The organism is Marinactinospora rubrisoli (assembly GCF_042664915.1).
In the GTDB taxonomy this organism is placed as follows: Bacteria; Actinomycetota; Actinomycetes; order Streptosporangiales; family Streptosporangiaceae; genus Marinitenerispora; species Marinitenerispora rubrisoli.
Window position 1 is genome coordinate 82,767 of sequence record NZ_JBHTBH010000001.1, and the last position, 21,315, is coordinate 104,081.

Annotated in this window: 17 protein-coding genes, 1 tRNA gene and 1 pseudogene; 10 read left to right on the forward strand and 9 right to left on the reverse strand. The window is 70.2% G+C overall.

Annotation, left to right across the window (positions count from 1 at the left end):
* Positions 1-201: 201 nt before the first annotated feature.
* The 4 genes from ACFQRF_RS00410 to ACFQRF_RS00425 form a co-directional block, all read right to left on the reverse strand.
* Positions 202-1,041: a hypothetical protein gene (locus ACFQRF_RS00410; protein ID WP_379867971.1), complete on the reverse strand. Its 840-nt coding sequence runs from the start codon at positions 1,039-1,041 to the stop codon at positions 202-204.
* Positions 1,038-5,681, reverse strand: coding sequence for an AAA domain-containing protein (locus ACFQRF_RS00415; protein ID WP_379867972.1), 4,644 nt, complete (start codon positions 5,679-5,681; stop codon positions 1,038-1,040). The genes ACFQRF_RS00410 and ACFQRF_RS00415 overlap by 4 nt, the downstream gene beginning before the upstream one ends.
* Positions 5,682-6,685: 1,004 nt before the next feature.
* A tRNA-Pro gene (locus ACFQRF_RS00420) sits at positions 6,686-6,759 on the reverse strand.
* 64 nt (positions 6,760-6,823) lie between these two features.
* Positions 6,824-7,750, reverse strand: a complete 927-nt coding sequence (locus tag ACFQRF_RS00425; RefSeq protein WP_379867973.1) for a metallophosphoesterase — start codon at positions 7,748-7,750, stop codon at positions 6,824-6,826.
* Between the two features lie 194 nt (positions 7,751-7,944).
* Between ACFQRF_RS00425 and ACFQRF_RS00430 the strand changes: the two genes are divergently transcribed.
* Positions 7,945-8,400, forward strand: coding sequence for a GatB/YqeY domain-containing protein (locus ACFQRF_RS00430; protein WP_379867974.1), 456 nt, complete (start codon positions 7,945-7,947; stop codon positions 8,398-8,400).
* A 190-nt stretch (positions 8,401-8,590) separates the two neighbouring features.
* Here ACFQRF_RS00430 and ACFQRF_RS00435 read toward each other — a convergent pair whose 3' ends face one another.
* Positions 8,591-10,987, reverse strand: coding sequence for a penicillin-binding protein (locus ACFQRF_RS00435; RefSeq protein WP_379868967.1), 2,397 nt, complete (start codon positions 10,985-10,987; stop codon positions 8,591-8,593).
* A gap of 477 nt (positions 10,988-11,464) precedes the next feature.
* Here ACFQRF_RS00435 and ACFQRF_RS00440 point away from each other — a divergent pair, with 477 nt between their 5' ends.
* Positions 11,465-11,776: a WhiB family transcriptional regulator gene (locus ACFQRF_RS00440; RefSeq protein ID WP_379868968.1), complete on the forward strand. Its 312-nt coding sequence runs from the start codon at positions 11,465-11,467 to the stop codon at positions 11,774-11,776.
* Between the two features lie 63 nt (positions 11,777-11,839).
* Here ACFQRF_RS00440 and bagB read toward each other — a convergent pair whose 3' ends face one another.
* Both bagB and bagA read right to left on the reverse strand, forming a co-directional pair.
* Positions 11,840-13,042, reverse strand: a complete 1,203-nt coding sequence (gene bagB / locus ACFQRF_RS00445; protein WP_379867975.1) for an ATPase BagB — start codon at positions 13,040-13,042, stop codon at positions 11,840-11,842.
* Entirely contained in the window at positions 13,039-14,067 is a 1,029-nt protein-coding gene (gene bagA / locus ACFQRF_RS00450; RefSeq protein ID WP_379867976.1) for an ATPase BagA, read from the reverse strand. Before bagA ends, bagB begins: the two co-directional genes overlap by 4 nt.
* Positions 14,068-14,187: 120 nt before the next feature.
* Here bagA and ACFQRF_RS00455 point away from each other — a divergent pair, with 120 nt between their 5' ends.
* The 5 genes and pseudogenes from ACFQRF_RS00455 to ACFQRF_RS27725 form a co-directional block, all read left to right on the forward strand.
* Positions 14,188-14,358 (forward strand): DUF4177 domain-containing protein, encoded by a 171-nt coding sequence (locus tag ACFQRF_RS00455; RefSeq protein WP_017595461.1) that lies wholly within the window; start codon positions 14,188-14,190, stop codon positions 14,356-14,358.
* A 3-nt stretch (positions 14,359-14,361) separates the two neighbouring features.
* Positions 14,362-14,823, forward strand: coding sequence for a RidA family protein (locus ACFQRF_RS00460; protein ID WP_379867977.1), 462 nt, complete (start codon positions 14,362-14,364; stop codon positions 14,821-14,823).
* A gap of 99 nt (positions 14,824-14,922) precedes the next feature.
* On the forward strand, positions 14,923-15,768 hold the full coding sequence (locus tag ACFQRF_RS00465) for an NUDIX hydrolase (RefSeq protein ID WP_379867978.1): 846 nt from the start codon (positions 14,923-14,925) through the stop codon (positions 15,766-15,768).
* A 51-nt stretch (positions 15,769-15,819) separates the two neighbouring features.
* Complete coding sequence (locus tag ACFQRF_RS00470; RefSeq protein WP_379867979.1) at positions 15,820-16,626, forward strand: MBL fold metallo-hydrolase; 807 nt, start codon at positions 15,820-15,822, stop codon at positions 16,624-16,626.
* A gap of 114 nt (positions 16,627-16,740) precedes the next feature.
* Positions 16,741-16,917, forward strand: a pseudogene (locus ACFQRF_RS27725) (IS982 family transposase); the annotation flags it as partial.
* Positions 16,918-17,048: 131 nt separating this feature from the next.
* On the opposite strand, the gene ACFQRF_RS00475 reads toward ACFQRF_RS27725, so the two are convergent.
* A complete protein-coding gene (locus ACFQRF_RS00475; protein WP_379867980.1) occupies positions 17,049-17,732 on the reverse strand; it encodes a Crp/Fnr family transcriptional regulator in 684 nt (227 codons plus the stop codon).
* Positions 17,733-18,111: 379 nt separating this feature from the next.
* On the opposite strand from ACFQRF_RS00475, the gene nth reads away from it, so the two are divergent.
* The 3 genes from nth to ACFQRF_RS00490 all read left to right on the forward strand — a co-directional run bounded on the left by nth (position 18,112) and on the right by ACFQRF_RS00490 (position 20,632).
* Complete coding sequence (gene nth, locus ACFQRF_RS00480) at positions 18,112-18,768, forward strand: endonuclease III (protein ID WP_379868969.1); 657 nt, start codon at positions 18,112-18,114, stop codon at positions 18,766-18,768.
* A gap of 62 nt (positions 18,769-18,830) precedes the next feature.
* A complete protein-coding gene (locus ACFQRF_RS00485) occupies positions 18,831-19,436 on the forward strand; it encodes an NUDIX hydrolase (protein WP_379867981.1) in 606 nt (201 codons plus the stop codon).
* A 17-nt stretch (positions 19,437-19,453) separates the two neighbouring features.
* A complete protein-coding gene (locus ACFQRF_RS00490) occupies positions 19,454-20,632 on the forward strand; it encodes a MarP family serine protease (RefSeq protein ID WP_379868971.1) in 1,179 nt (392 codons plus the stop codon).
* Between the two features lie 56 nt (positions 20,633-20,688).
* On the opposite strand, the gene ACFQRF_RS00495 is transcribed toward ACFQRF_RS00490, so the two are convergent.
* Entirely contained in the window at positions 20,689-21,234 is a 546-nt protein-coding gene (locus ACFQRF_RS00495) for a CGNR zinc finger domain-containing protein (protein WP_379867982.1), read from the reverse strand.
* Positions 21,235-21,315: the final 81 nt, after the last annotated feature.

The following is a 21,315-nucleotide window of genomic DNA, read 5'->3' on the forward strand; positions in this document are numbered from 1 at the left end:
GCGTGACCGCCTTCGTGGTCGCGTCGCTCTCTGCGTCGCGACGCGCTGACGAGCCGATGGCGGCGCATGAGACCGCCGTGGGAGTCGCGCCAACGTGTCAGCCGGCCCGGGTGGGGAACTGCTGGGAATGCCGAATAGCCGCCCCGTGCTGAGACTCGTCTGACGAACCTCGCCCGGGGCGGGGTGGTGTGGTTCGCGTTGTCAGGCTGCCGTGGACTGGGAGTCGGCTATGTCGTTCAGGACCGCGTTGACCACCGGCCAGCACATGTCCAACGTGTCGCGGTCCGGGGTATGAGCCTCACGGATCTCAGCGCGAGGGTGGACGAAATTGCGGTACCTGCGCAGTTCGTGGCAGAAGCGCTCGACGTCGGCGCCGATCCAGCCCGCGTCATGGCAGATCTTGATCAGCGTCTCCAGGCTCACTTTGTCCGGAGACTTGTTGCAGAGCAGTGACACGTCACGTTCCTGGACCACATGGACGAGGACGCCTTCCAAGAGGCTGCCGAGCATGATCACGGCAGCCACGTGAGCGCCGTTGGCGTAGCAGGTGCGTGCCTCGTCGAGGCGGTGTTGGAGGAGCCTGGCCATTTTCTGGTCGCTGATCAGGTCGGTCATGGCTGCTCTGAGCTCGACCGGGCCCTGGCTGCCCGGATGAGCGAGAGAGGGGTCGCAGGCGATGAGGCGGGGTCGGCCTCCGGGGTTCTCCAGGCGTACACCCTCGTGGATAAGGAAGCCGTTGACAGCGGAGATAACGGCAGGGAGCTGGTCCGGTTCGTCGAGGTACTCGCGCGGGTCGGCGAGCCGGAGCAGAACCTTTTCCAGCTCTATGGGGTCCTCGCGGTGTTCGGTGAGTCGGGCAAGGGTCCACTCCTTGCGGTACTCGCCGTCGTACTCAGGCACCCGCTGCCAGCCGGCGTGCTTCAAGAAGCGGGCGATCTCGTAACCCTTGCGGTAGTAGAGGTGCTCGTCGCCGCAGATGACGCGGGCCAGCTCCTCAAGGGTGTTGGCATCCAGGATGCCGAGGGGGGATTGCGGAGTCATGCCGGGCCTTCCGTGCTGGTGCGGTTGATTTCGTCGCCTTCGGCCATATCGAGGGCAGTGGCCGGAACAGTTGTGTCCGGGGTGTCGGGCGCGTCGGTCGATCCCTCGGCCAGTCCCTCGTCGGAGGAGAGGTCGAGCGGGGTCCACTGAGGACTGCGGGATGCGGAGGTCGAACGGGACCGGTCCTCGGCGTCGCCGAACGTGGCCGGATGGATTCCCAATCGATTCAGTTCTTCCCACAGGCCGGACAATGCTTCGTCCGGGTCGAATCGGAACTCGCTTTCGCGGACGCGCCAGAACGTCCAGCCCACCCTCTGGAGTTCACGATCCCGCTGCTGGTCACGCCGGATCTGCTCGGGTGTCGAGTGGTACCGCTCGCCGTCGCACTCCACGGCCAGGCGCCCATGCGCCCCTACGACAACGAGGTCAATGCGTTTGCTGCCCGCCGGGTACTGCGGGATGACGTGATAGCCGCGCCCCTTCAGACGTAGATAGACGTGCTGCTCGAAGAGGGATTCGAATGGCTTCTGTGGAACCGCGGACGACACCTCTCCGATGCCGTCGGAGTTGGCCAGTGCGGCGGGCGGGTTCTCCATATAGGCGAGGAGGTTGAACCGGAGGTCCTCCTTCTTCAGGCGGTCCGGGGGGACCGAGTAGAAGAGCCACATCTGGTCCTGGGCTCGGGATGCGGCGACGTTGTAGGCCTGCCGTTCGCTGCGCGCGCCGCCCGCGATGCGCGGCGGGGCGACAGCGACCATCGATAGCAGGATGACGTGGCGTTCGTCGCCCTGGAACGACGCCGGGGTGCCCACACGGATCTGATGACGTTCGCGCACCGGCGCCGGGATGCGCTCATGGATCAGCTGTTCCAGGAGCTTGACCTGGCCGACCGGACCTTGCAGAGCGATGACGCCCATGGTCTTGTCCCGGTAGGTGGGATCCTGCACGAGCTGGGCCAGGCAATCGGCGATGGCCTCGGCTTCCTTGGGATTGCGGAGCCGGCTGTCGCGGCCCTGAGCGACGGCTCCTTCGACAAACCGCGTCACGAGCGGATCGAGACGCTCACCGCCGAACTGCCGCAGGGGCTGCAGCTTGTTGTTGTAGAAGGTTTGGGAGGACCAGCCGATGATCTCGGGCATGCATCGGAAGTGTTCCTCCAGCCGGATCACCTTCGGAAAGAACGTGGACAGCAACTGGTAGAGGTTGGTGGCGGGGGTGTAGAGCTGGCGCAGCATGGGCGGCATGTCCGGCAGATGGGAGATGAGACGGTCCTGGATCGCCTGAAGACGACCCATGCCGCTGATCGGGGGCGCGCATTGCTTGTCGTCCCCGACGACGATCACGCGGGGAGCAAGCCACAGCAGGAACAGCGCGTCCATGCCGGCTTGACTGGCTTCGTCGACGATGACGACGTCGAATGCGTCTCGCTTGGGCAGCACCATCTCGGCCACCCGCGAGATCGGCATGACCCACGCGGGTACCGCTCCTTGTGCCGTCCTCATGGCATCGTGCGCCGCGGCACGGTATTTCCCCGCATTCCGGCCCTTGCCCTTGCCGTATGAGGCCATGTGGTTGCGGTACGCCTGGAGAGCGGAGCGCTGCTCCTGTGTCATGCGCCGCAAGCAGTGCAGCCGACCCCAAGTGGCGGCAAGTTCACCGGTCAGGTCCTCCAGGTTCCTTTCGCACTCGGCCAGTTCCGCTTCAAGCTGACGCTCGCGGCCCGGGGTGCGCTGGCGGCGTACGAATGCGGAAGCCATAGCCCAGGCCCACGCTTCGGCCAGTGAGTCCAGCCGCGCCTCCCACGCCGGATCATGGGGGTCCTGCGTCAACTGGACGGCGAGCAAGGGGTGTGCCCTGCGGACAGTGTCCAGGAGCACGGCGCAGCGGCGCCGACGATGCTCGCGCCGATGCGCCTTCCGCAGCGCCTCAAGTTCCTTGACGTAGCGGTCGATGTCCTGCTCTCGGATGGCCTGGGCGGCGGCGAGCGCTTCAGCGGAGGGGTGAGAACCCTCCACCGGCGTACGGAGCCGTTCTTCCCATGCGGCCAGCTGAGCCATGGCTGCATTGGCCGCCCGTCGACCGGAGAGGGCAGTCAGCGCGCTGGCGAAGTCCTGCCACGCCGCGCGGGACGGGAGGGCGATATGCAGGCCGTGGCCTACGAGCAGTTCGTCAATGCGCTCGCGGGCGGCGCCGAATGCGTTGACGTGTTCCAGGCGTGAGTATGCCTCGGCGAGAGAGTCCAGGCGGACTTCCACAGGCCCTTCCGGTAGGTGGACCCCGACCTGCTTCCACCACTCAGCGAGTGTGACAGCAGTGGAGAGAGCGTTCAGGTGGGCGAGGATGGAGTCGAGATCCTCCAGCGTCTCGGGCGAGCGACCGTTTACGGTGCACGTATCGAGCAGCTCCTGAGCGGCCCTCTGCGCTTTCGACGCACGGAAGCTGCTGCGAGCGCGCAGTTTGCCGCCCGAGTTCAGATGCGCGCGCAGCGCACAGCCGGCCGCGAACATCGCATCGGCCCGCTCGGCGGAGAGCTTCTCGGGCACGATGACGCGCTTCATCCTGTGCTCGTCCAGCTGATGTGATACGGCGGTGAGTTGATCGGCGAATCCAGACACCCGATTCCACAGGAAGAGGTTTTCGCGAGAGAGCCGGTTCGAGAGGGCCTTGGTGGTCCAGTTGTCCGTATCCCATTGGTCGGCCGATGTCGGCAGACCGAGACGGTGCAGCGCCGTACGGCAGTCACCGACGAGCGAGGCCAGTTCATCGGTGACGGAAGTGTCGAGCTGAGCGAGGTCATCGCGAATGCCAGTGGCTGCGGAGGACAATCCGTCATCGGTGATATGGCTGGCCGCGAGGGCCAGGGCCAGATCCTCGGGTGAAGGCAGGGTGTCCGGATCCGGCAGAGTGCCACCCACGAGCGGCTCAGCCGCTCCGTCGCGCAGGAGGCTCAGCAGTTCCGCCGCCTGCGTCGGAGACAGCGGGGGAACGGAGGGTGTCGATCCTTGATCGGGAACGAGGCCTATCCAGGAGTGACGCGCGGCGTTGTCCCGGACGCGCTGCACTATGGCAGCGAGGGTGCCAGCGTATCCGGGCGAGACCGCTCGGTGATGATAGACCTCCTTTTCTCGTAGCGCGATCACCTGCTCGGTGAGCGTGCCGATCCTGCCCCGCACCTCTTCCCGGCGCGCGGAAAGCCGACGGATCTCATCCTGAAGCTGCTCGGGATCGCTGGCGGCGACCTGGTCAGTCAGGGCATTGATCGTGCGCTCCAGTTCATCCACCCCGTCCTGCCGCGCGGAACTGAGAAGCAGGACGCACAAGTCCCTTACAGCAGACGGAAGTTTGTCCCGCAGAACCGTCAGAGCCTGATCGCGGGCACTGGTCACCAGGACCCGCTGCCCCTGTGCAAGCAGCGCGGAGACCAGGTTGGCGATCGTGTGGGTCTTGCCAGTCCCCGGCGGACCCTGCACCACTACACCCGTGTCGTGCTCCAGGCGCCTTAGCACACTCCGCTGCCGCTCGTTGGTCTTCCCCGGGAAGAGCGGGTCGTCCCCGAGGAGGGACGGAATCTCGCGGTCACCCCAGTTCGCGCGCTCCTCCGGTCCCAGTGTCATCACCAACTGAGCGAGCCCCAAGGGCGCGTGCCTTTCGGAGGCCACCCGATCCGCGATTTGGTCGTAGAAGCTCAGCAGGGCGTTTCTGTCGCGTGGACGCAACAACAGGGCCGGAGCGTAGGTCAGCCGTGCGCCCGCTTCCGGCTCGTGTGGAGGTTGCCACTCGGCGCTGAACGCGACCGGACGCTGCAGCACCCGCTCCTGCCACTGGGCCAACTGCTCCAGTGCCGCCGTGCCGAGCAGGTGGAGCGACTGGGCAGCGATCTCCTCAGCGAGCGCGGCCGAGCGCTCGGGAGCCCAGCCGTCATCGGTGTCGAGAAACGCCTGATCCTCAAGCCGCACCGCGCCTTCGGCCATGAGCCGCACGGTGAGCCGGGCGGTCTTGCGCTCCACCGATGTCTCCACCCGGTGGGTGAGCAAATGGCGATGGACAGCGTCGCCGCGCGGGTCACTCCATGTCAACAGACCGGTGGCCAGGACGAGTTCGAGCTGGTCGTCCTGCTGGGTCAGCTTCTGGTGCCAGTGATAGATCTGCTCGTACAGCTCTCGAAGGGATCGCTCCGCACGTTCCCGCTCCGCCCACCGGCGCCAGCGATCGAGCCACGGACCGTAGGCCCGCAGCACTTCGGCCGCATCTTCTCGGCGGACGGTGTGGTCCTCGGCCTCCTCCCACCACTGACGGTCGCCCGCGGCTCGCACTAGCTCCCGCCCCGGCCCCTCGATCGCGAGCGGCGGATCACCGCCATCGGCGTCCTGGCACTGTTCCGCGGAAACCCATCCATCCAGCACCTCCGGCAGGGGCGGCGGTGCCATTTGCGGCACGTGGTCGAGTGTGAGCAGTAGACCGTCGACTCGGTCTGACGGGCGCCGTACGGAGGCGGGCAGGTTAGCCAGCCATATGCGGTCCCGTGAGCGGCGGTCGTCGCGGAGACGGTTATGGCTGCTCTGTACGACTTCCTTGAGGAAGCCGAGCAGACCGGTGGTCTGTCCAATGACATCAGAATCGTTCGCAGCGCGTCGCGGCACGTTGACCTTGCTCCCCTCGGCTGGTGGCGAACCTTTTACAGTAAGGTCGCTATGCAGGCAGGACAACGTGTTTCCCGAAAATGGCATGATATGTGCGGCGGATAGGCCGGATCGGCATCACGAAAGACGGTCGTGTCAGCAAGCGATGTGAACACCTGGTCGACAGAGACCAGTTCGGCGGCCACTGCGGTGAATGCGCCGGAGGAAATCACATCAGCCACTGGACGAACCGCACTCTCACCAAAGTGTATGGAGTTGCTGAGACCGCTGCTCAGGACATGGGAAGGGGTGGGTGGCGACCCGGAGGCGACGTCGAACGGCAGCGCGGTCGGGCGGCCGGACCCGGATTCGCTCTGAAACGAGATGGCCAAATTTTTCTATGGGACCCTCGAAAATGAGTGGGGTCGCGTGTGGAACACCCCGACTCGTGAAGTAGCGCGGAGAGATACCGCCAGGTGTGTGTGGAACATTGGTGCAATCGCCGGCTCTTTCGCTCGACGGTAAGGTACCGGCCCCATCGAGAAACCCACGTCGAGTTCGCGAAAACGCGGCTTGTCGCCGGAGTTGGTCGGCCGACTCGCTGCCCGAAACCAGCAAGGCCCGCAAGGTCCCACACGCCATGGTGACGGCCGAGGTCACTGACGACCACGGCCTGGCGGGCCGCACGTTGGCCCAGACGGGTGCCGAGCCTTGAGCGACTCACGGCCGCATCATGACTCGTTCAGTACGGCGTCGAGCTGCCTGAGATTCAGCGGCCGCTCGGACACGAGGACTACGGAACGATGCTGCGGTACCCGCACCTCGCCCCGGACAACCACAATGAGATCCGTGCGGCATGGAGTCGCAGGGGTGTCGGCTGAACCGATCCGAAGGGTGCGTTGCACATTCAGCGCACACGGCCGACAGTGCAGATCAGTGCATGAGGGACGAAAAAAATGGTCACCCAGTAGCGAGTACTACTAGGTGACCACCCTGACCAAGGAGAACGCTCCCTGGTCGCTCTGTCGGGGTGGCGGGATTTGAACCCACGACCTCTTCGTCCCGAACGAAGCGCGCTGCCAAGCTGCGCTACACCCCGAAGCAACGAGGAACAGTCTAGCGGACCCGGAGAGTGCCCGCACACGGGTTTGGCGGGTGGGAGATCAACCTCGGGGCTCGCGGGCGGTGAGGTCGAGGAGGGTCGCCTCTGGGCGGCAGCAGAAGCGGACCGGGGCGTAGGGGGATGTGCCGAGGCCGCCGGAGACGTGCAGCCAGGCGGTGCGGTTGCGGCTGAGGCCCCAGGCCCGGCGGCGGTCGATGCCGCAGTTGGTGACCAGGGTGCCGTACAGCGGGAGGCAGAGCTGGCCGCCGTGGGTGTGGCCGGCCAGGAGGAGCTGGTAGCCGTCGTCGGTGAAGCGGTCCAGGTTGGCGGGTTCCGGTGAGTGCATCACGCCGAGGCGGAGGTCGGCGGCGGGGTCGGCGGGGCCGGCGATCTCGTCGTAGCGGTCCAGCTTGATGTGCGAGTCGTGGATGCCGGCCAGGGCGACGTCAAGGTCGCCGGCCTTCACGTGGCCCTTGCGGTTGTTGAGATCCAGCCACCCCGACGCGCTCATGGCCGCGCCCAGGTCCTGCCACGGCAGGTCCGGGACGGTGCGCCGGCGGTAGTCGGACTTGCTGCTGCGCCACAGGTAGCGCGCGGGGTTCTTGAGCTGGGGAGAGAACAGGTCGTTGGACCCGTAGACGAAGGCGCCCGGGCGGTCCAGCAGGGGGCCGAGGGCGTCGATGAACGGGCCGACCGCCTCGGGGTGGGCGAGGGAGTCGCCGGTGTTGATCACGAGGTCCGGGTCGTGGCGGTCGAGGCCGCGGATCCAGTCGATGAGCATCCGGCGGCCAGGGGTCAGGTGGGCGTCGGACAGGTGCAGGACACGCAGGCGCGGGCTGCCGGGCGGCAGCAGGGGGATCTCGTACCGTCGGAGCCGGAACCAGTTGCGTTCCACCACCGACGCGTAGCCGATGCCCACGACGCCGATCGCGCCCGTGATCGCGGCCGCGCGACCCGCCACGCGCAGCGCCTGTCTCGCCTTGCTCACCTTTGCCGCCACCTCCGCCTCCATGCTCTCAGATCGCGCGGCCGCCCGGTGCCGGACGCGACGGGGCGGGCACGGCCGCGGCGCCGGGGCCGGTGCCCGGGAAAATGCGGTGCCCACCTCGGGGGAGGATGGGAGAATCCACCGGTGGCCGCCCTGGTGGCGGAACACGACCACGAACGGAGCGAGTGATCACCATGTCCGGCTTGAAGGACCGTCTCAAGGCCGACCTCACCGCCGCCATGAAGGCGCGGGACGACGTGCGGACCAGGACGCTGCGCATGGTGCTGACCGCCGTGTCCAACGAGGAGGTCGCCGGCACCGCCGCCCGCGAGCTGAGCGACGACGACATCGTGCGGCTGGTCACCCGCGAGGCCAAGAAGCGCCGCGAGGCCGCCGAGGCGTTCGAGAAGGGCGGCCGGGCCGACCGGGCGCGGGGCGAGCGCGCGGAGGGCGAGGTGCTCGCCGAGTATCTTCCGGCGCAGTTGTCCGACGCCGAGCTGACCGAGCTGGTCGCCGCCGCCATCGCCGAGGCCGGCGCCGACGATGTCAAGGGCATGGGCAAGGTCATGAAGATCGTCAACCCGAAGGTCGCCGGCCGCGCCGAAGGCGGCCGGGTGGCGGCCGAGGTCCGCCGCCAGCTCGCCGGGTGACCTTCCCCGGCCGTCCTGCCGCCTGCTGAGATCCGGGACCGGGCTTCCGCCGACGGGCGTCCGGCGGCCCGTGGGCACCCACCGCCGGGCCGCCGGAGTTTCCGGCCCCGGATCTCCGAACGCGCGAGGGGCGCGCGACCAGCGGTCGCGCGCCCCTCGGTGTCTCTTCGCCGCCCGGCGGCGGTCCGGCTCAGTCGTCCCGCCGTCCGCCGAACCCGGCCGGGACCGACCCGGGATCGAACGGCATCTGCCAGCCGCCGCCCGGCTCGTCCGCGGCGTTGCCGCCGCCGTTCCCGTTGCTCAGGAAGACGTTCACCGTGGCCCCCTCGGGCAGCGGCGTGCCCGGGTTCGGGTTCACGGCGGCGACCGTCCCCGCGGGCTGGTCCGAACGGACCGGGTTGCGGGCGACGTTCACCTGGTACCCGGCGCTTTCGAGCGCGGCCACCGCCGCGTCGCGGGGCTGGCCCACGACGTCGGGCACGCCGCCCTCGACGCTGGCCGGTGCGGCCTGCTCCCGTTCGTCGGCGTCCCGGCGCGGCGCCGGATCCGAGGTGGAGCCGAACCGGCGCGGCGCCGGCGGGAAGTCCTCCTCGGGGAGCTTGTCGACCGCCTCCCGCATGGTCTCCTGCCAGATCGGGCCGGGGATCGTGCCGCCGTAGACCGCCCCGTAGTACCGGCCGCCCAGGGTGATGTTGCGCAGCGGGTGGTTCTGCGGGCCCCGCGGGTCGCCGACGAACACCGCGCTGGCCAGGTTGGGCGTGTAGCCGGCGAACCAGGCGCTGGCCGAACCGTCGGTGGTACCGGTCTTGGCCGCCGCCGGGCGGCCGATTCCCAGCCCCTCGGCGGTGCCGCCCCGCAGGGGCTGCTGGAGCAGGTAGGTGACGCCGGCCGCGACGTCCTCATCGATGGCGCGCTCGCACTCGTTCTCCAGCTCGATGGTCCGGCCGGACTGCCGGTCCTCGATCCTGGTGATGGCCTGCGGCTCGCAGCGGATGCCGCCCGAGGCGAACACCGCGTAGGCGTTGGCCACGGTCATCGGGGACACCTCCTCGCTGCCCAGCGTGAAGGAGTTGTTCGACTGGGTGGCGGGGTTGTCGAACGACGTCCCGTCGGCCCGGTGCACGCCCAGCCGTTCCGACATCCTGATGACGTCGCACAGCCCGACCCGCCGCTGCAGGTCGGCGAAGTAGGTGTTCACCGAACCCCGGGTGCCCGAGATCATGTTGTGCGTGCCGCCGCTGCTCTCGTTGGAGTTGCGCACGGTCCACGGGGCGAGAGGCGCGCCCTCGCAGTTGCGCTGCCCCGTGATGGTGGTGCTGGAGCCGGACGAGAAGGAGGTGCCGAAGCCCATCCCCTCCTCCAGCGCCGCGGCCAGGGTGAACGCCTTGAACGTCGATCCGGCCTGGAAGCCCGTGCTGCCGCCACGGTCGGAGTCGGTGGCGAAGTTGATGGAGGTCTCGCCGAGGTTGCTCTCGTCCGGCCCGTAGTTACGGCTCTGCGCCATGGCCCGAATCTCGCCGCTGCCCGGCTCGATCAGCACCTCCGCGGCGACCTTGCGGGATTCGTTCTCGCGGGGGACGTACTTGTCCACCGCGGCCTGCGCGGCGCTCTGCATGTCGGGGTCGAGCGTCGTGTGGATCTGCAGGCCCGCGGTGCGCAGCCAGCGGGCCCGTTCCGTCTCGGTCTCGCCGAACTGCTCGTTCTGCTCGATCTCCTGCACCACGTAGTCGCAGAAGAACGGCTGCTCGCTCGGCATGCAGCCGTTGCTCGGGTCCTGGATGTCCAGTTCCAGATCCTGCGCCTTGGCCTCTTCGGCCTCCTCCGCGGTGATCGCCCGGGTCTGCACCATGCGGTCCAGCACGATGTCGCGCCGCTCCTGGGCGTCGTCGGGGTTGAAGCGGGGGTTGTACAGGTAGGGGTAGCGCACCAGGCCGGCCAGGGTCGCCGCCTGCGGGAGGGTGAGCTCGTCCGCGCTGGTGTTGAAGAAGTGCTGCGCCGCGGACTCCACCCCGTAGGCTCCGTCGCCGAAGTAGGCGATGTTGAGGTAGCCCTCCAGGATCTCGTCCTTGGTCATGCGCTGTTCGAGGGTGACGGCGTAGCGCAGTTCGCGGATCTTGCGGGAGATCGTGGTCTCGCGCGCCTCCTCCTGCTCGGCCTGGGAGGTCGCGCTCTCGATGAGGACGTTCTTGACGTACTGCTGGGTCAGCGAGGAACCGCCCTGGGTGTGCCCGCCGATCGTGCGCAGCGCCGCGCGGAACGTGCCGGTCATGTCGATGCCGCCGTGCTCGTAGAAGCGGCTGTCCTCGATGGCGATGATGGCGTCCTGCATCACCGGCGCGATGTCGTCGAGCTTGACGAGCTCACGGTTCTGGTCGTAGATCTCGGCGATCACGCCGCCCTCGGCGTCGTAGATGATCGACCGTTGGGGTGGCGGTGGCGTCTCCAGCTCGCTCGGCATGTTGAGGAAGCTCGTGGCGACGTTGCGTGCCGTGATGCCGACGCCGCCGACCGCGGGCAGCGCCAGTGCCGCGATGAGGACACCGGCGATGACGCTCACGCCCAGCATCTGACTGATCTTTTGCAGCAATATGCCCTGACCCACCCATCCAGACTACGTGTGGCTCACAACGAATCGAGCGGCAGCGAAGGGGAAGCGGAAGGAGACCGGGCCTCGTGGCGCGGATTTCGGCCCAACCATAACCCGGGCCCCTTGGACCATCTTTCCATGATCGTGGAGTACGCCGGAGATCGCCGACGACAAGGCGTTCGTCACCCTCCGTGTGGGTGAGATGACTAGTTTTGAACAAGGCAATGGCCCAGCCGGGCTATATCAGAAATGGGCCTAATGGGGCCTGTTGGCCGCGCGTCGCGGTCCGTAGTTTCGTGAGCAGCGGCGATGCCGAGGGCCGCGCGTCGAGAGGATCGATCCCCCGTTGAGGCTGGACCCCCCGTCCGGCTTCGTCGCATTTTCGACGTCGTGTTCCCTGGTCAGCCGCTTCGCCGACGACCGCGCCCGTCGGCCGCACCGACAAAAACACACATGCTGATCTTGGGAGTGGGGCACATGTGGATCACGGACTGGACCGCCCGAGCCGTCTGTCGAGAAACCGACCCTGACGCGCTCTTCGTGCAGGGGGCGGCGCAGAACCGCGCGAAACTGATCTGCCGGGGCTGCCCGGTTCGCACCGAGTGCCTGGCCGACGCGCTGGACAACCGCATCGAGTTCGGTGTCTGGGGAGGCATGACCGAACGCGAGCGGCGAGCCCTGCTGCGGCGGCGTCCCGAGGTCACCTCGTGGCGCGAACTGCTGGAGAGCGCCCGGGAACAGTACGAACGCGAGAACGAGGAGGACGACCAGGAGCTCCTCGCCGGCTGACAGCCGACCGCGCCGCGGCGCGCGCCGGGGGGCGCCGGGCGGATGCCGTCCGGCGGTTCGAGGTCACCCCGCTGACCGCCGGGAATCCGCCAGTGCCCGGCCGATCTCCCGCAATCCGGTGAGATCGTGCACGTCCTCCGGCTGAGCGGGCACCTCCGCCACCGGGATCGCCGGATGCGTCGAGGTGAAGTACGCGCGCAGCCGCTGTTCTCTGCTCTCCACACGCACGCGTTCGGCGTGCAGCCGAAGGGCCGACGCGGCGAGCGGGTGGTCGCCGGATTCCTCCAGCGCCTCCGCCGCCGCCAGGCCGCGAACCGCCGACAACTGTGGCACCAGGCTGCGGTGCGTGCGGTTCAGCACCAGTCCGGCGAGGGGCATCCGCTCCTCGCCCAGGCGCTCCACGAAGTAGGACGCCTCCCGTATCGCGTCGCTCTCGGGCGCCGCCACCACCAGGAACGCGGTCCCCGGCGTCTGGAGCAGCCGGTAGGTCTGGGCCGCCCGCTCCTGGAAACCGCCGAACACCGCGTCGAACGCGGTCACGAACTTCTGGACGTCGGTCAGCAACTGGGCGCCGACCACTTTGCTCACCATTCCGGTGACCATCCCGACCCCGGCCCCCAGCAGCCGGAACGCGCGCCCGCCGGTCTTGGCGGGGGCCGAAAGGAAACGGATCAGCCGGCCGTCCAGGAACCTGCCCAGCCGCTGCGGCGCGTCGAGGAAGTCCAGGGCCGACCGGCTGGGCGGGGTGTCCACGATGATCAGGTCCCACTCGTCGGAGCGGCGCAGCTGGCCGAGCTTCTCCATCGCCATGTACTCCTGCGTCCCCGAGAAGCTGGACGAGAGCGACTGGTAGAAGGGGTTCGCCAGGATCTGCTCGGCCCGGGCCGGGTCGGCGTGCGCCTCGACGATCTCGTCGAAGGTGCGCTTCATGTCCAGCATCATGGCGTGCAGGCTGCCCGTTGCCCCGGTCGCGTGGCCGTCCGGGGCGCCGGACGCCTCCGGCAGCGGCACCAGCCGCGGGGTGTTGTCGAGTTCGGTCAGCCCGAGCGACTGCGCCAGGCGGCGGGCGGGGTCCACGGTGATGACGACCGCGTCGCGGCCCATCTCGGCCGCGCGCAACGCGAGCGCGGCGGCCGTCGTGGTCTTGCCGACCCCACCGGAGCCGCAGCAGACGATGATGCGGGTGCGCCGGTCGCTCAGCAGCGCGTCGGTGTCCAGGCGCGGCGGCCGCGCGGCGGGTCCGGGCTCCGGCTCTGGTGTGCTCACGCGGCCCCCTGTGCGCGCAGTTCCCCGGCCAGCCGGTACAGGCCTGCCAGGTCGACCCCCTCGGAGAGGTACGGCAGTTCGTACCGCGGCCGGCCGGCCGCGGCGAGCCGCTCGCGCACCTCGCCCTCCAGGCGGAGCCGGCGGGCGTGCTCGATGATCTCGCGGCTCAGGTCACCCGCCATCCGGTCGGCGTGCTCCAGGCCGGCCGACTTCAGCCCGCGCGCGATGGCCGGCACGTCCACCTCGCCCCGGGCGGCGCCGTCCAGCTCCGCCGGGCCGAGCAGCGGGGGACGCACCATGTTGGTGAGCACCCCGCCGACGTTGAGGCCGACCCGGCGCACCTCCTCGATGCCGTCGAGGCACTCCTGGACCGGCATCTCCTCCAGCAGCGCCACGAAGTGCACCACCGTCTCGGGCGAGCGGATGACCTCCATGACCCGGTCGGCGTGGTTGCGGATGGGGCCGGCTTTGGCGAGGCCGGCGACCTCGGCGTTGACGTTGAGGAACCGCGCCACGCGGCCGGTGGGCGGCGCGTCGAGCACCACGGCGTCGTAGACGAACGCCTCCCGGCCCGCCTCGCTCCCCGAGCGCCGGGCGCGGTCGCGGCGGACGCGGCGGCGCACCGCCTCGGTCGCCTTGCCGGTGAGCAGCACGTCACGCATGCCCGGGGCGATGGTGGTGGCGAAGTCGACCACCCCGAACCGGGTGAGCGCCTGGCCCGCCATGCGCATGCCGTAGAACATCTCCAGATACTCCAGCAGCGCCGCCTCGGCGTCGACCGCGAGCGCGTGCACGTCGCCGCCACCCGGCGCCACGGCCACGCGGCGTTCCTCGTAGGGCAACGGCGGGCAGTCGAACAGCTGCGCGATGCCCTGCCGGCCCTCGACCTCGACCAGCAGCACCTTGCCGCCCTCCGCGGCCAGGGCGAGGGCCAGCGCCGCGGAGAGCGTCGTCTTGCCCGTCCCGCCCTTGCCCGTGACGACGTGGAGGCGGACGCCGTCCCAATCGCGATCACGTGCGCTCACCTCACGGAGTTTATGTGCGTGCGCCGGGAGAGCGCCGAAGGCCCGGCCCCGTCGCCGGGCGGCGTGGCGGGGCCCGGCCCGTCGCGGGATTCCGGGGCCCGAAGCACTAAGGTGGCGCACATGACGAAGTGGGAGTACGCGACCGTGCCGCTGTTGTCGCACGCGACCAAGCAGATTCTGGACAACTGGGGCGAGGACGGCTGGGAGCTCGTCTCGGTCATTCCCGGCCCCTCGGTGGACGGAGATCCGCGCAACCAGCAGCTGGTCGCCTACATGAAGCGGGAAAAGTAAGCCATGGCCACGCCCGAGGAACGCGTCAAGGAGCTCGGTCTCACGATCCCCGAGGTGCCCACACCGGTGGCCGCCTACGTCCCCACCGCGCGGACCGGCGACCTCGTCTACACCTCCGGCCAGGTTCCGCTGGTCGACGGCCGCCTCAGCGACACCGGCAAGGTGGGCGCCGAGGTCACCCCCGAGCGGGCCAAGGAACTCGCCGCCGTCTGCGCGCTGAACGCGATCGCGGCGGTCAAGGCGGAGGTCGGGGAGCTGTCCCGCGTCCGGCGGGTGGTCAAGGTCGTCGGTTTCGTGGCGAGCGACCCCGGTTTCTTCGGCCAGGCCCAGGTGATCAACGGCGCCAGTGAACTGCTCGGCGCGGTGTTCGGCGACGCCGGCCGGCACGCCCGCAGCGCGGTGGGCATGGCCGTGCTGCCGCTGAACGCCCCGGTCGAGGTCGAGATCATCGTCGAGGTCGAGTAGGCCCTGTCGCGCGACAGGGACAGCCCAGCCGCTCCGGAGCGCCGACCGCCGAACGGCGGTCCGGCGCCCGGACCGCGCGTTGCCGGGAGGCCGACGCCCATGACCAGCGACCATCCCCTGCCCGCGGGCGCGGCGGAGTGGGGCCGCGCCGTACTCGCCGGCCGGGAACAGCCGGTGACCCCCCGCCCGGCCGCCACGGTCATGCTGGTGCGCCCGGCCGGGACCGGCATCGAGGTGTACCTGCTGCGCCGCACCCGGTCCATGGCGTTCGCCCCCGGCATGCACGTGTTCCCGGGCGGCGGGGTGGATCCCCGGGACGCCGAACCGCTGGGCGCGGCCGTCCGCTGGGCCGGTCCCGCGCCGGCCGAGTGGGGCCGGCGGCTGGCCGCCCCGGAGCCGCTCGCCCGGGCACTGGTGTGCGCGGCGGTGCGCGAGACGTTCGAGGAGTCGGGGGTGCTCCTCGCCGGGACACCGGACGGCCGGGTCGTCGCCGACACCCGTGGCGACGACTGGGAGGCCGACCGGCTGGCCCTGATCGACCGTTCGCTGCCGTTCGTGGAGTTCCTCGACCGGCGGGACCTGGTGCTGCGCTCCGACCTGCTGCGCCCCTGGGCCCGCTGGATCACCCCGGTGGTCGAGCCACGACGGTACGACACCCGGTTCTTCGCCGCCGTGCTGCCGGAGGGCCAGCTGACCCGCGACGTGGGCGGGGAGGCCGACCAGGTGCTCTGGGCGCGGCCCGCCGACGCCGTGGCCGCCTGGCGGCGCGGGGAGATGGCGATGCTGCCGCCGACCGCCGTCACCCTCGGCGAACTCGCTCGCCACAAGTCACCGGACGCGGTGCTCGCGGCGGAGCGCGAGATCGTCCCCGTCGAGCCGCGGGCGCGGGAGGAGGACGGGCGGATTCGGCTGGTCCTGCCGGAGGGTGTCGACGACCCGGTGTGATACCCGTTGGGTACCCCGCGTACGAGAAACGTCGCGATCGAGTGAGGTGCGATGAGGATCGACGGTTCCGGAACCCTGCGCGCGAGCTGCCTCCTGTGCCCCAACCCCGGCCCGATGACCCTGGACGGCACCAACACCTGGATGCTGCGGGAACCCGGCTCGCGCGGCGTGGCCGTGGTCGACCCGGGGCCGAACGACGAGCGGCACCTCGAACGGGTGGCGCGCACCGCGCAGGAGCAGGGCGCCCAGGTGGTGGTCGTGCTGCTGACGCACGCGCACGCCGACCACTCCGAGGGCGGGCGGTATTTCTCCGAGCTGACCGGCGCACCGGTGCGGGCGGTCGACCCCGGGCAGCGGATCAGCGGCGACGGGCTGGCCGACGGCGAGGTGATCGACGTGGACGGCCTTGAGCTGCGGGTCGTGGCCACGCCCGGCCACACCGCCGACTCGGTCTGCTTCCACGTGCCCGACGACGACGTCCTGCTCACCGGGGACACCGTCCTCGGCCGGGGGACGACGGTGCTGTCGGACCCCGACGGGCTGGGCGACTACCTGGATTCGCTCACCCGGCTGCGCGACCTGGCGCGCGAAACCGGCGTCCGCGCGCTGCTGCCCGGCCACGGCCCCATCGTGACCGAACCGCTCAGCGTGCTCACCCGTTACCTCGACCATCGGACGGAGCGGCTCGCCCAGATCATCGCGGCCGTCAAGGCGGGCGCCGAGACGCCGGCCGAGGTCGTCGCCCAGGTGTACGCCGAGATCGACGCGGCCGTACGGCCCGCCGCCGAGGCGTCGGTGCGGGCGCAGCTTCGCTACCTGGTCCGGCGCGGTGAGGTCCCGCCGGACCTCCTCCCCTAGTCGACCGTTCCGGCCCCGGCGAGCTCGCCGGGGCCCGAACGGACAGGTCCCACCACGCCTGCCCTGGCCTTCCGCATCCATCCGGTCCGCGCCGACGTGCCCGGCTCGGAAACGTTCCCCGGCCGGCCGCGCCGGCGCATCGAGGCGGTCGTCTGGACGCTGACGAACCGGCTCGGCCTTGACCGCATCCGGGACGGGTCATGGGCACGCACCCGTCAGCGGATCCGGGCCCTTAACGCCGTGATCCCGCAAACCGGCTCATCGGCGCCCCGGAAACGGTCACTGATCGCTGACGCCCCCTCGACAGGACACGCCACCCCCACCAGCGATCTCGCCGCCGGCCGGCTTAGGGGCCCGGAAACGACGACGAGCCCGGCAGAGCCGGGCTCGGTCGGTGCGGTGGGACCTCCGCGGGCCGTCGTTCAGCGGGCGCGGCGGCGCATCCGCTCGATGTCGAGCAGCACGACGGCCTTGGCCTCGATGCGCAGCCACCCGCGCAACGCGAATTCGGCGAGCGCCTTGTTCACGGTCTCCCGGGAGGCGCCCACGAGCTGGGCGAGCTCCTCCTGGGTCAGGTCGTGGTGGACGTGCAGGCCATCGTCGCCCTCCTTGCCGAAACGTTCGGCGAGGTCGAGCAGGGCCTTGGCGACCCGGCCGGGAACGTCGGTGAAGACGAGGTCGGCCATCACGTCGTTCGTACGGCGCAGCCGGGCGGCGAGCGCCTTGAGGAGGTGGACCGCCACCTCGGGCTGGCTGGAGATGAACGGCCGGAGGTCGTCGTGGCCGAGACCGGCCAGCACGGCGTCGGTCACGGCGATGGCGCTGGCCGTGCGCGGACGCGGGTCGAACAGCGACAGCTCGCCGAACATCTCGCCGGGGCCGAGCACCATCAGCAGGTTCTCGCGACCGTCCACGGCCGTGCGGGTGAGCTTCACCTTCCCGCTGAGAATCACGTAGAGCCGGTCGCCCTCGTCGCCCTCGGAGAAGAGCGTCTGCCCGCGCCCCAGGCGTACCTCGCTGATCGAGCTGCGCAGAGCGCCGGCGCCCTCCTCGTCCAGGGCCTCGAACAGAGGAGCCCTGCTCAGCACGTCGTTGGTCTCGTCCACCGCTTCCTCCTCGCAACCTGACCGTCAACAGTGTGACGCATATCGCACCCTGCTGTGAAACCAGGTCGTTACCTCGGCTTGTCGACCGGGTGAAATCGCGCTCGCCGTCGCCGACGTCAGTGTCTTGATCTTAGTTGCATCAACGGGGCTTTTCTGCTGCGCCGCGTCGATGCCTGACAATGCGGACATAATCTCGCCGGTTCCAGCCCGAGGTCACGCCGTGGGGGGCGGGACCCGGCGGGGCAGGGATACGTAGGCTTTGGGGGTGTCCCGTGCAACCTCGACCTCCTCCGTAACCGCCGACCGACCCGCAGTTTCCGGCGCTCCCGGCACCGTGACCGGTGAGTCGCGGCTCGCCCTGGTACGGCGCGCCCGACGGATGAACCGGGAACTCGCCGAGATGTATCCCAACGCACACTGTGAGCTTGATTTCACCACCCCGCTGGAGCTCCTGGTCGCCACCATCCTGTCCGCCCAGTGCACCGACCGGCGGGTCAACGCGGTGACCCCCGTCCTGTTCGCCCGGTACCCGGCCGCCGCCGACTACGCGGCCGCCGACCGCACGGAACTGGAGGAGATCATCCGCCCCACCGGCTTCTTCCGCGCCAAGGCCGGCAACATCATCGGACTCGGCCAGGAGCTGTGCGCCCGCTTCGGCGGCGAGGTGCCGGCGAGCCAGGCCGACCTGGTGTCGCTGCCCGGGGTCGGCCGTAAGACGGCCAACGTCGTGCTCGGAAACGCCTTCGGCGTCCCGGGCATCACGGTCGACACGCACTTCGGCCGGCTGGCGCGGCGCTTCCGCTGGACGTCGGCGAGCGACCCGGTGAAGGTGGAGCACGCCATCGCCGACCTCTTCCCGCCCAAGGACTGGACCATGCTCTCCCACCGCATGATCTGGCACGGCCGGCGCATCTGCCACGCGCGCCGGCCGGCCTGCGGCGCCTGCGCGCTCGCCCGCTGGTGCCCCTCCTACGGCGAGGGGCCCACGGATGCGGAGACCGCCCGCAAGCTGGTCCGGAACGGGCCCTTCTCGTGACGGGCGGGCCGGACACCGGCACCCCGGAATGGCTGATCGCGCTCGGCCGAGCAGCCCGCCGGATGCCCGTCCACCGGGCCCTGCGCCCGCCGGAGAACGGCGGGCGCAGGTCGGCGGTCCTCGTGCTGTTCGGCGAGACTGCCGACGGGCCGGACGTGCTGCTGATCCAGCGCAGCACCGGACTGCGGCGGCACCCGGGCCAGCCCGCCTTCCCCGGAGGCGCCATCGACCCCGACGACGACGGCCCGGTGGACTGCGCCCTGCGCGAGGCCGCGGAAGAGACCGGCCTCGACCCCGCGGGCGTGACCGTGCTCGACGTCCTGCCCGAGCTGTACATCTCCCACAGCGGCTTCCGGGTCACCCCGGTCCTGGGCTGGTGGCACGAGCCGAGCGAGGTCCGGCCGACCGACATCGGCGAGGTCGCGGCGGTGGCACGGGTGCCCGTGCGTGAGCTGGCGGATCCCGCCAACCGGGTGCGCGTCCGGCACCCGAGCGGCAAGATCGGCCCGGCCTTCCGCGTGCGCGGCATGTTGGTCTGGGGCTTCACAGCCGGGATACTCAACCAGCTGCTCGTGCTGGGCGGCTGGGAGCGGCCGTGGCTGAACGGGGCCGCCGCGGTCCCGCTCGACGCGCTTCCGCCGGGAGCGCCGGGTGCCGGGGTACCGTGACGCTGATGGGAGGCGAAGTGCTGGACGCGGTCCTGATCGTGCTCGTCGTGGTCTTCGCGCTGTCCGGCTACCGTCAGGGCTTCATCGTCGGGGTACTGAGCTTCGCCGGATTCATCGGTGGCGGGGTCCTCGCCGCGCTCGGCACCCCGCCGTTGATCCAGGCGATCGTGGACCAGCCCGGTCAGCAGGCGCTGATCGCCATCGCCGTGGTGTTCCTCGCCGCGGCCATGGGACAGTTCGTCGCCTCCTACATCGGTGCGCTGGTGCGCAACCGCGTCACGTGGAACTCCGCGCGGGTGCTGGACGCCATGGGCGGCGCGCTCGTCAGCGGCCTGTCCGTGCTGCTGGTGGCGTGGCTGATCGGCAGCGCGGTGGCCAACTCGGCGATCCCGGTGATCAACTCCCAGGTGCAGAACTCCCGGGTGCTGCAGGCCGTGGACTCCGCCATGCCGGATGCCGCCTACCTGTGGTTCTCCAAGTTCCGGCGCATCGTGGACCAGAGCGCGTTCCCGCAGGTCTTCAGCGGCCTCGGCTCGGGCGAGCCGGCCGAGGTCGCGCCGCCCGACCCCGCCGTGCTGAACACTCAGGAGCTGCGCGACGCGAGCCAGAGCGTGGTCAGGGTCCTGGGCACCGCGCCGTCCTGCCAGCGCAGGGTCGAGGGCACCGGTTTCGTCTACGCACCCGAACGCGTGATGACCAACGCGCACGTCGTCGCCGGGGTGCGCGACGAACTGCAGGTGACGACCCGCTCGGGTCAGCAGCTCGCGGCCACGGTGGTCCTCTACGACCCGCAGCAGGACCTCGCGGTCCTGGAGGTTCCCGGACTGCGGCTGACGCCGCTGAGCTTCGAGGAGGAGGCGGCCAAGGGCGACGACGCCGTGGTGGCCGGATACCCGCGCAACCAGGGCTTCACCGTGGTCCCGGCCCGCATCCGCGCCGAGCAGACCGCGCGCGGACCGGACTTCTACCACTCCCAGCAGGTCACCCGCGAGATCTACCAGGTGCGCGCGGTGGTGCAGCCGGGCAACTCCGGCGGACCGCTGCTGTCCCCGGACGGCACCGTCTACGGCGTCGTGTTCGCGGCGGCCACCAACGACCAGGACACCGGGTACGTGCTGACCGCCCGGGAGGTCGCGGCGAACGCCGAGGCGGGCCGTACGGCGACCCAGCCGGTGTCCACCCAGCAGTGCGATTGACGGCCGGGCGGTCCGCGCCCTGATCGGGCCCTGTCCCGGTCCGGGCGCCCCCGGCCCTACCGGCCGGTCCGCGTCCGGCGAGCCCGGTGGTTGGCGACGTTGACCCGGTTGCCGCACCGTTCGGGCATGCAGTAGCGGCGGCGGCCGGCCCGGCTGGTGTCGGCGAACAATCCGTCGCACACCGGCGAGGCGCAGCGCCGGAACCGGTCATGGCCCAGGGCGCGGAGCACGCCGAGCAGGCCGGTACCGGTGAATACGGCCAGTTCGTCGGCGAGGGTCGCGCCGGGCGCCGTCGTCACGCACCACCGCCAGCCGCCGTCGGCGTCCGGTGCCAGGACCGGTCCGGTTCCCGCGCGCGTGACGAGCGCGTTCGCCCCGGCGACGGCCTCCTCCTCGGTACCGGACGCGAGAATGTCGCGGATCTCCCGGCGCAGCGCGTATGTCTGGTCCAGGTCGGTGCCGGTGGGCGGGCGGCCACCGGCCAGAGCGTCAGGGTGGACGCCGTGCTCGGCGAGGAACCGCGCCAGCGCGACGGGGTCCGGCAGGGCCTCGCCGGTGCGGCGCCGGACCACGGGAGAGGTGCTGACCAGAGCGGTCGCCACGTGCGCGCCCCGCGGGTAATCGCCGAACGGTATGCGCACCGCTTACCCTCTCGCCGGGGTAATCGTCATGGCGAGAGCATA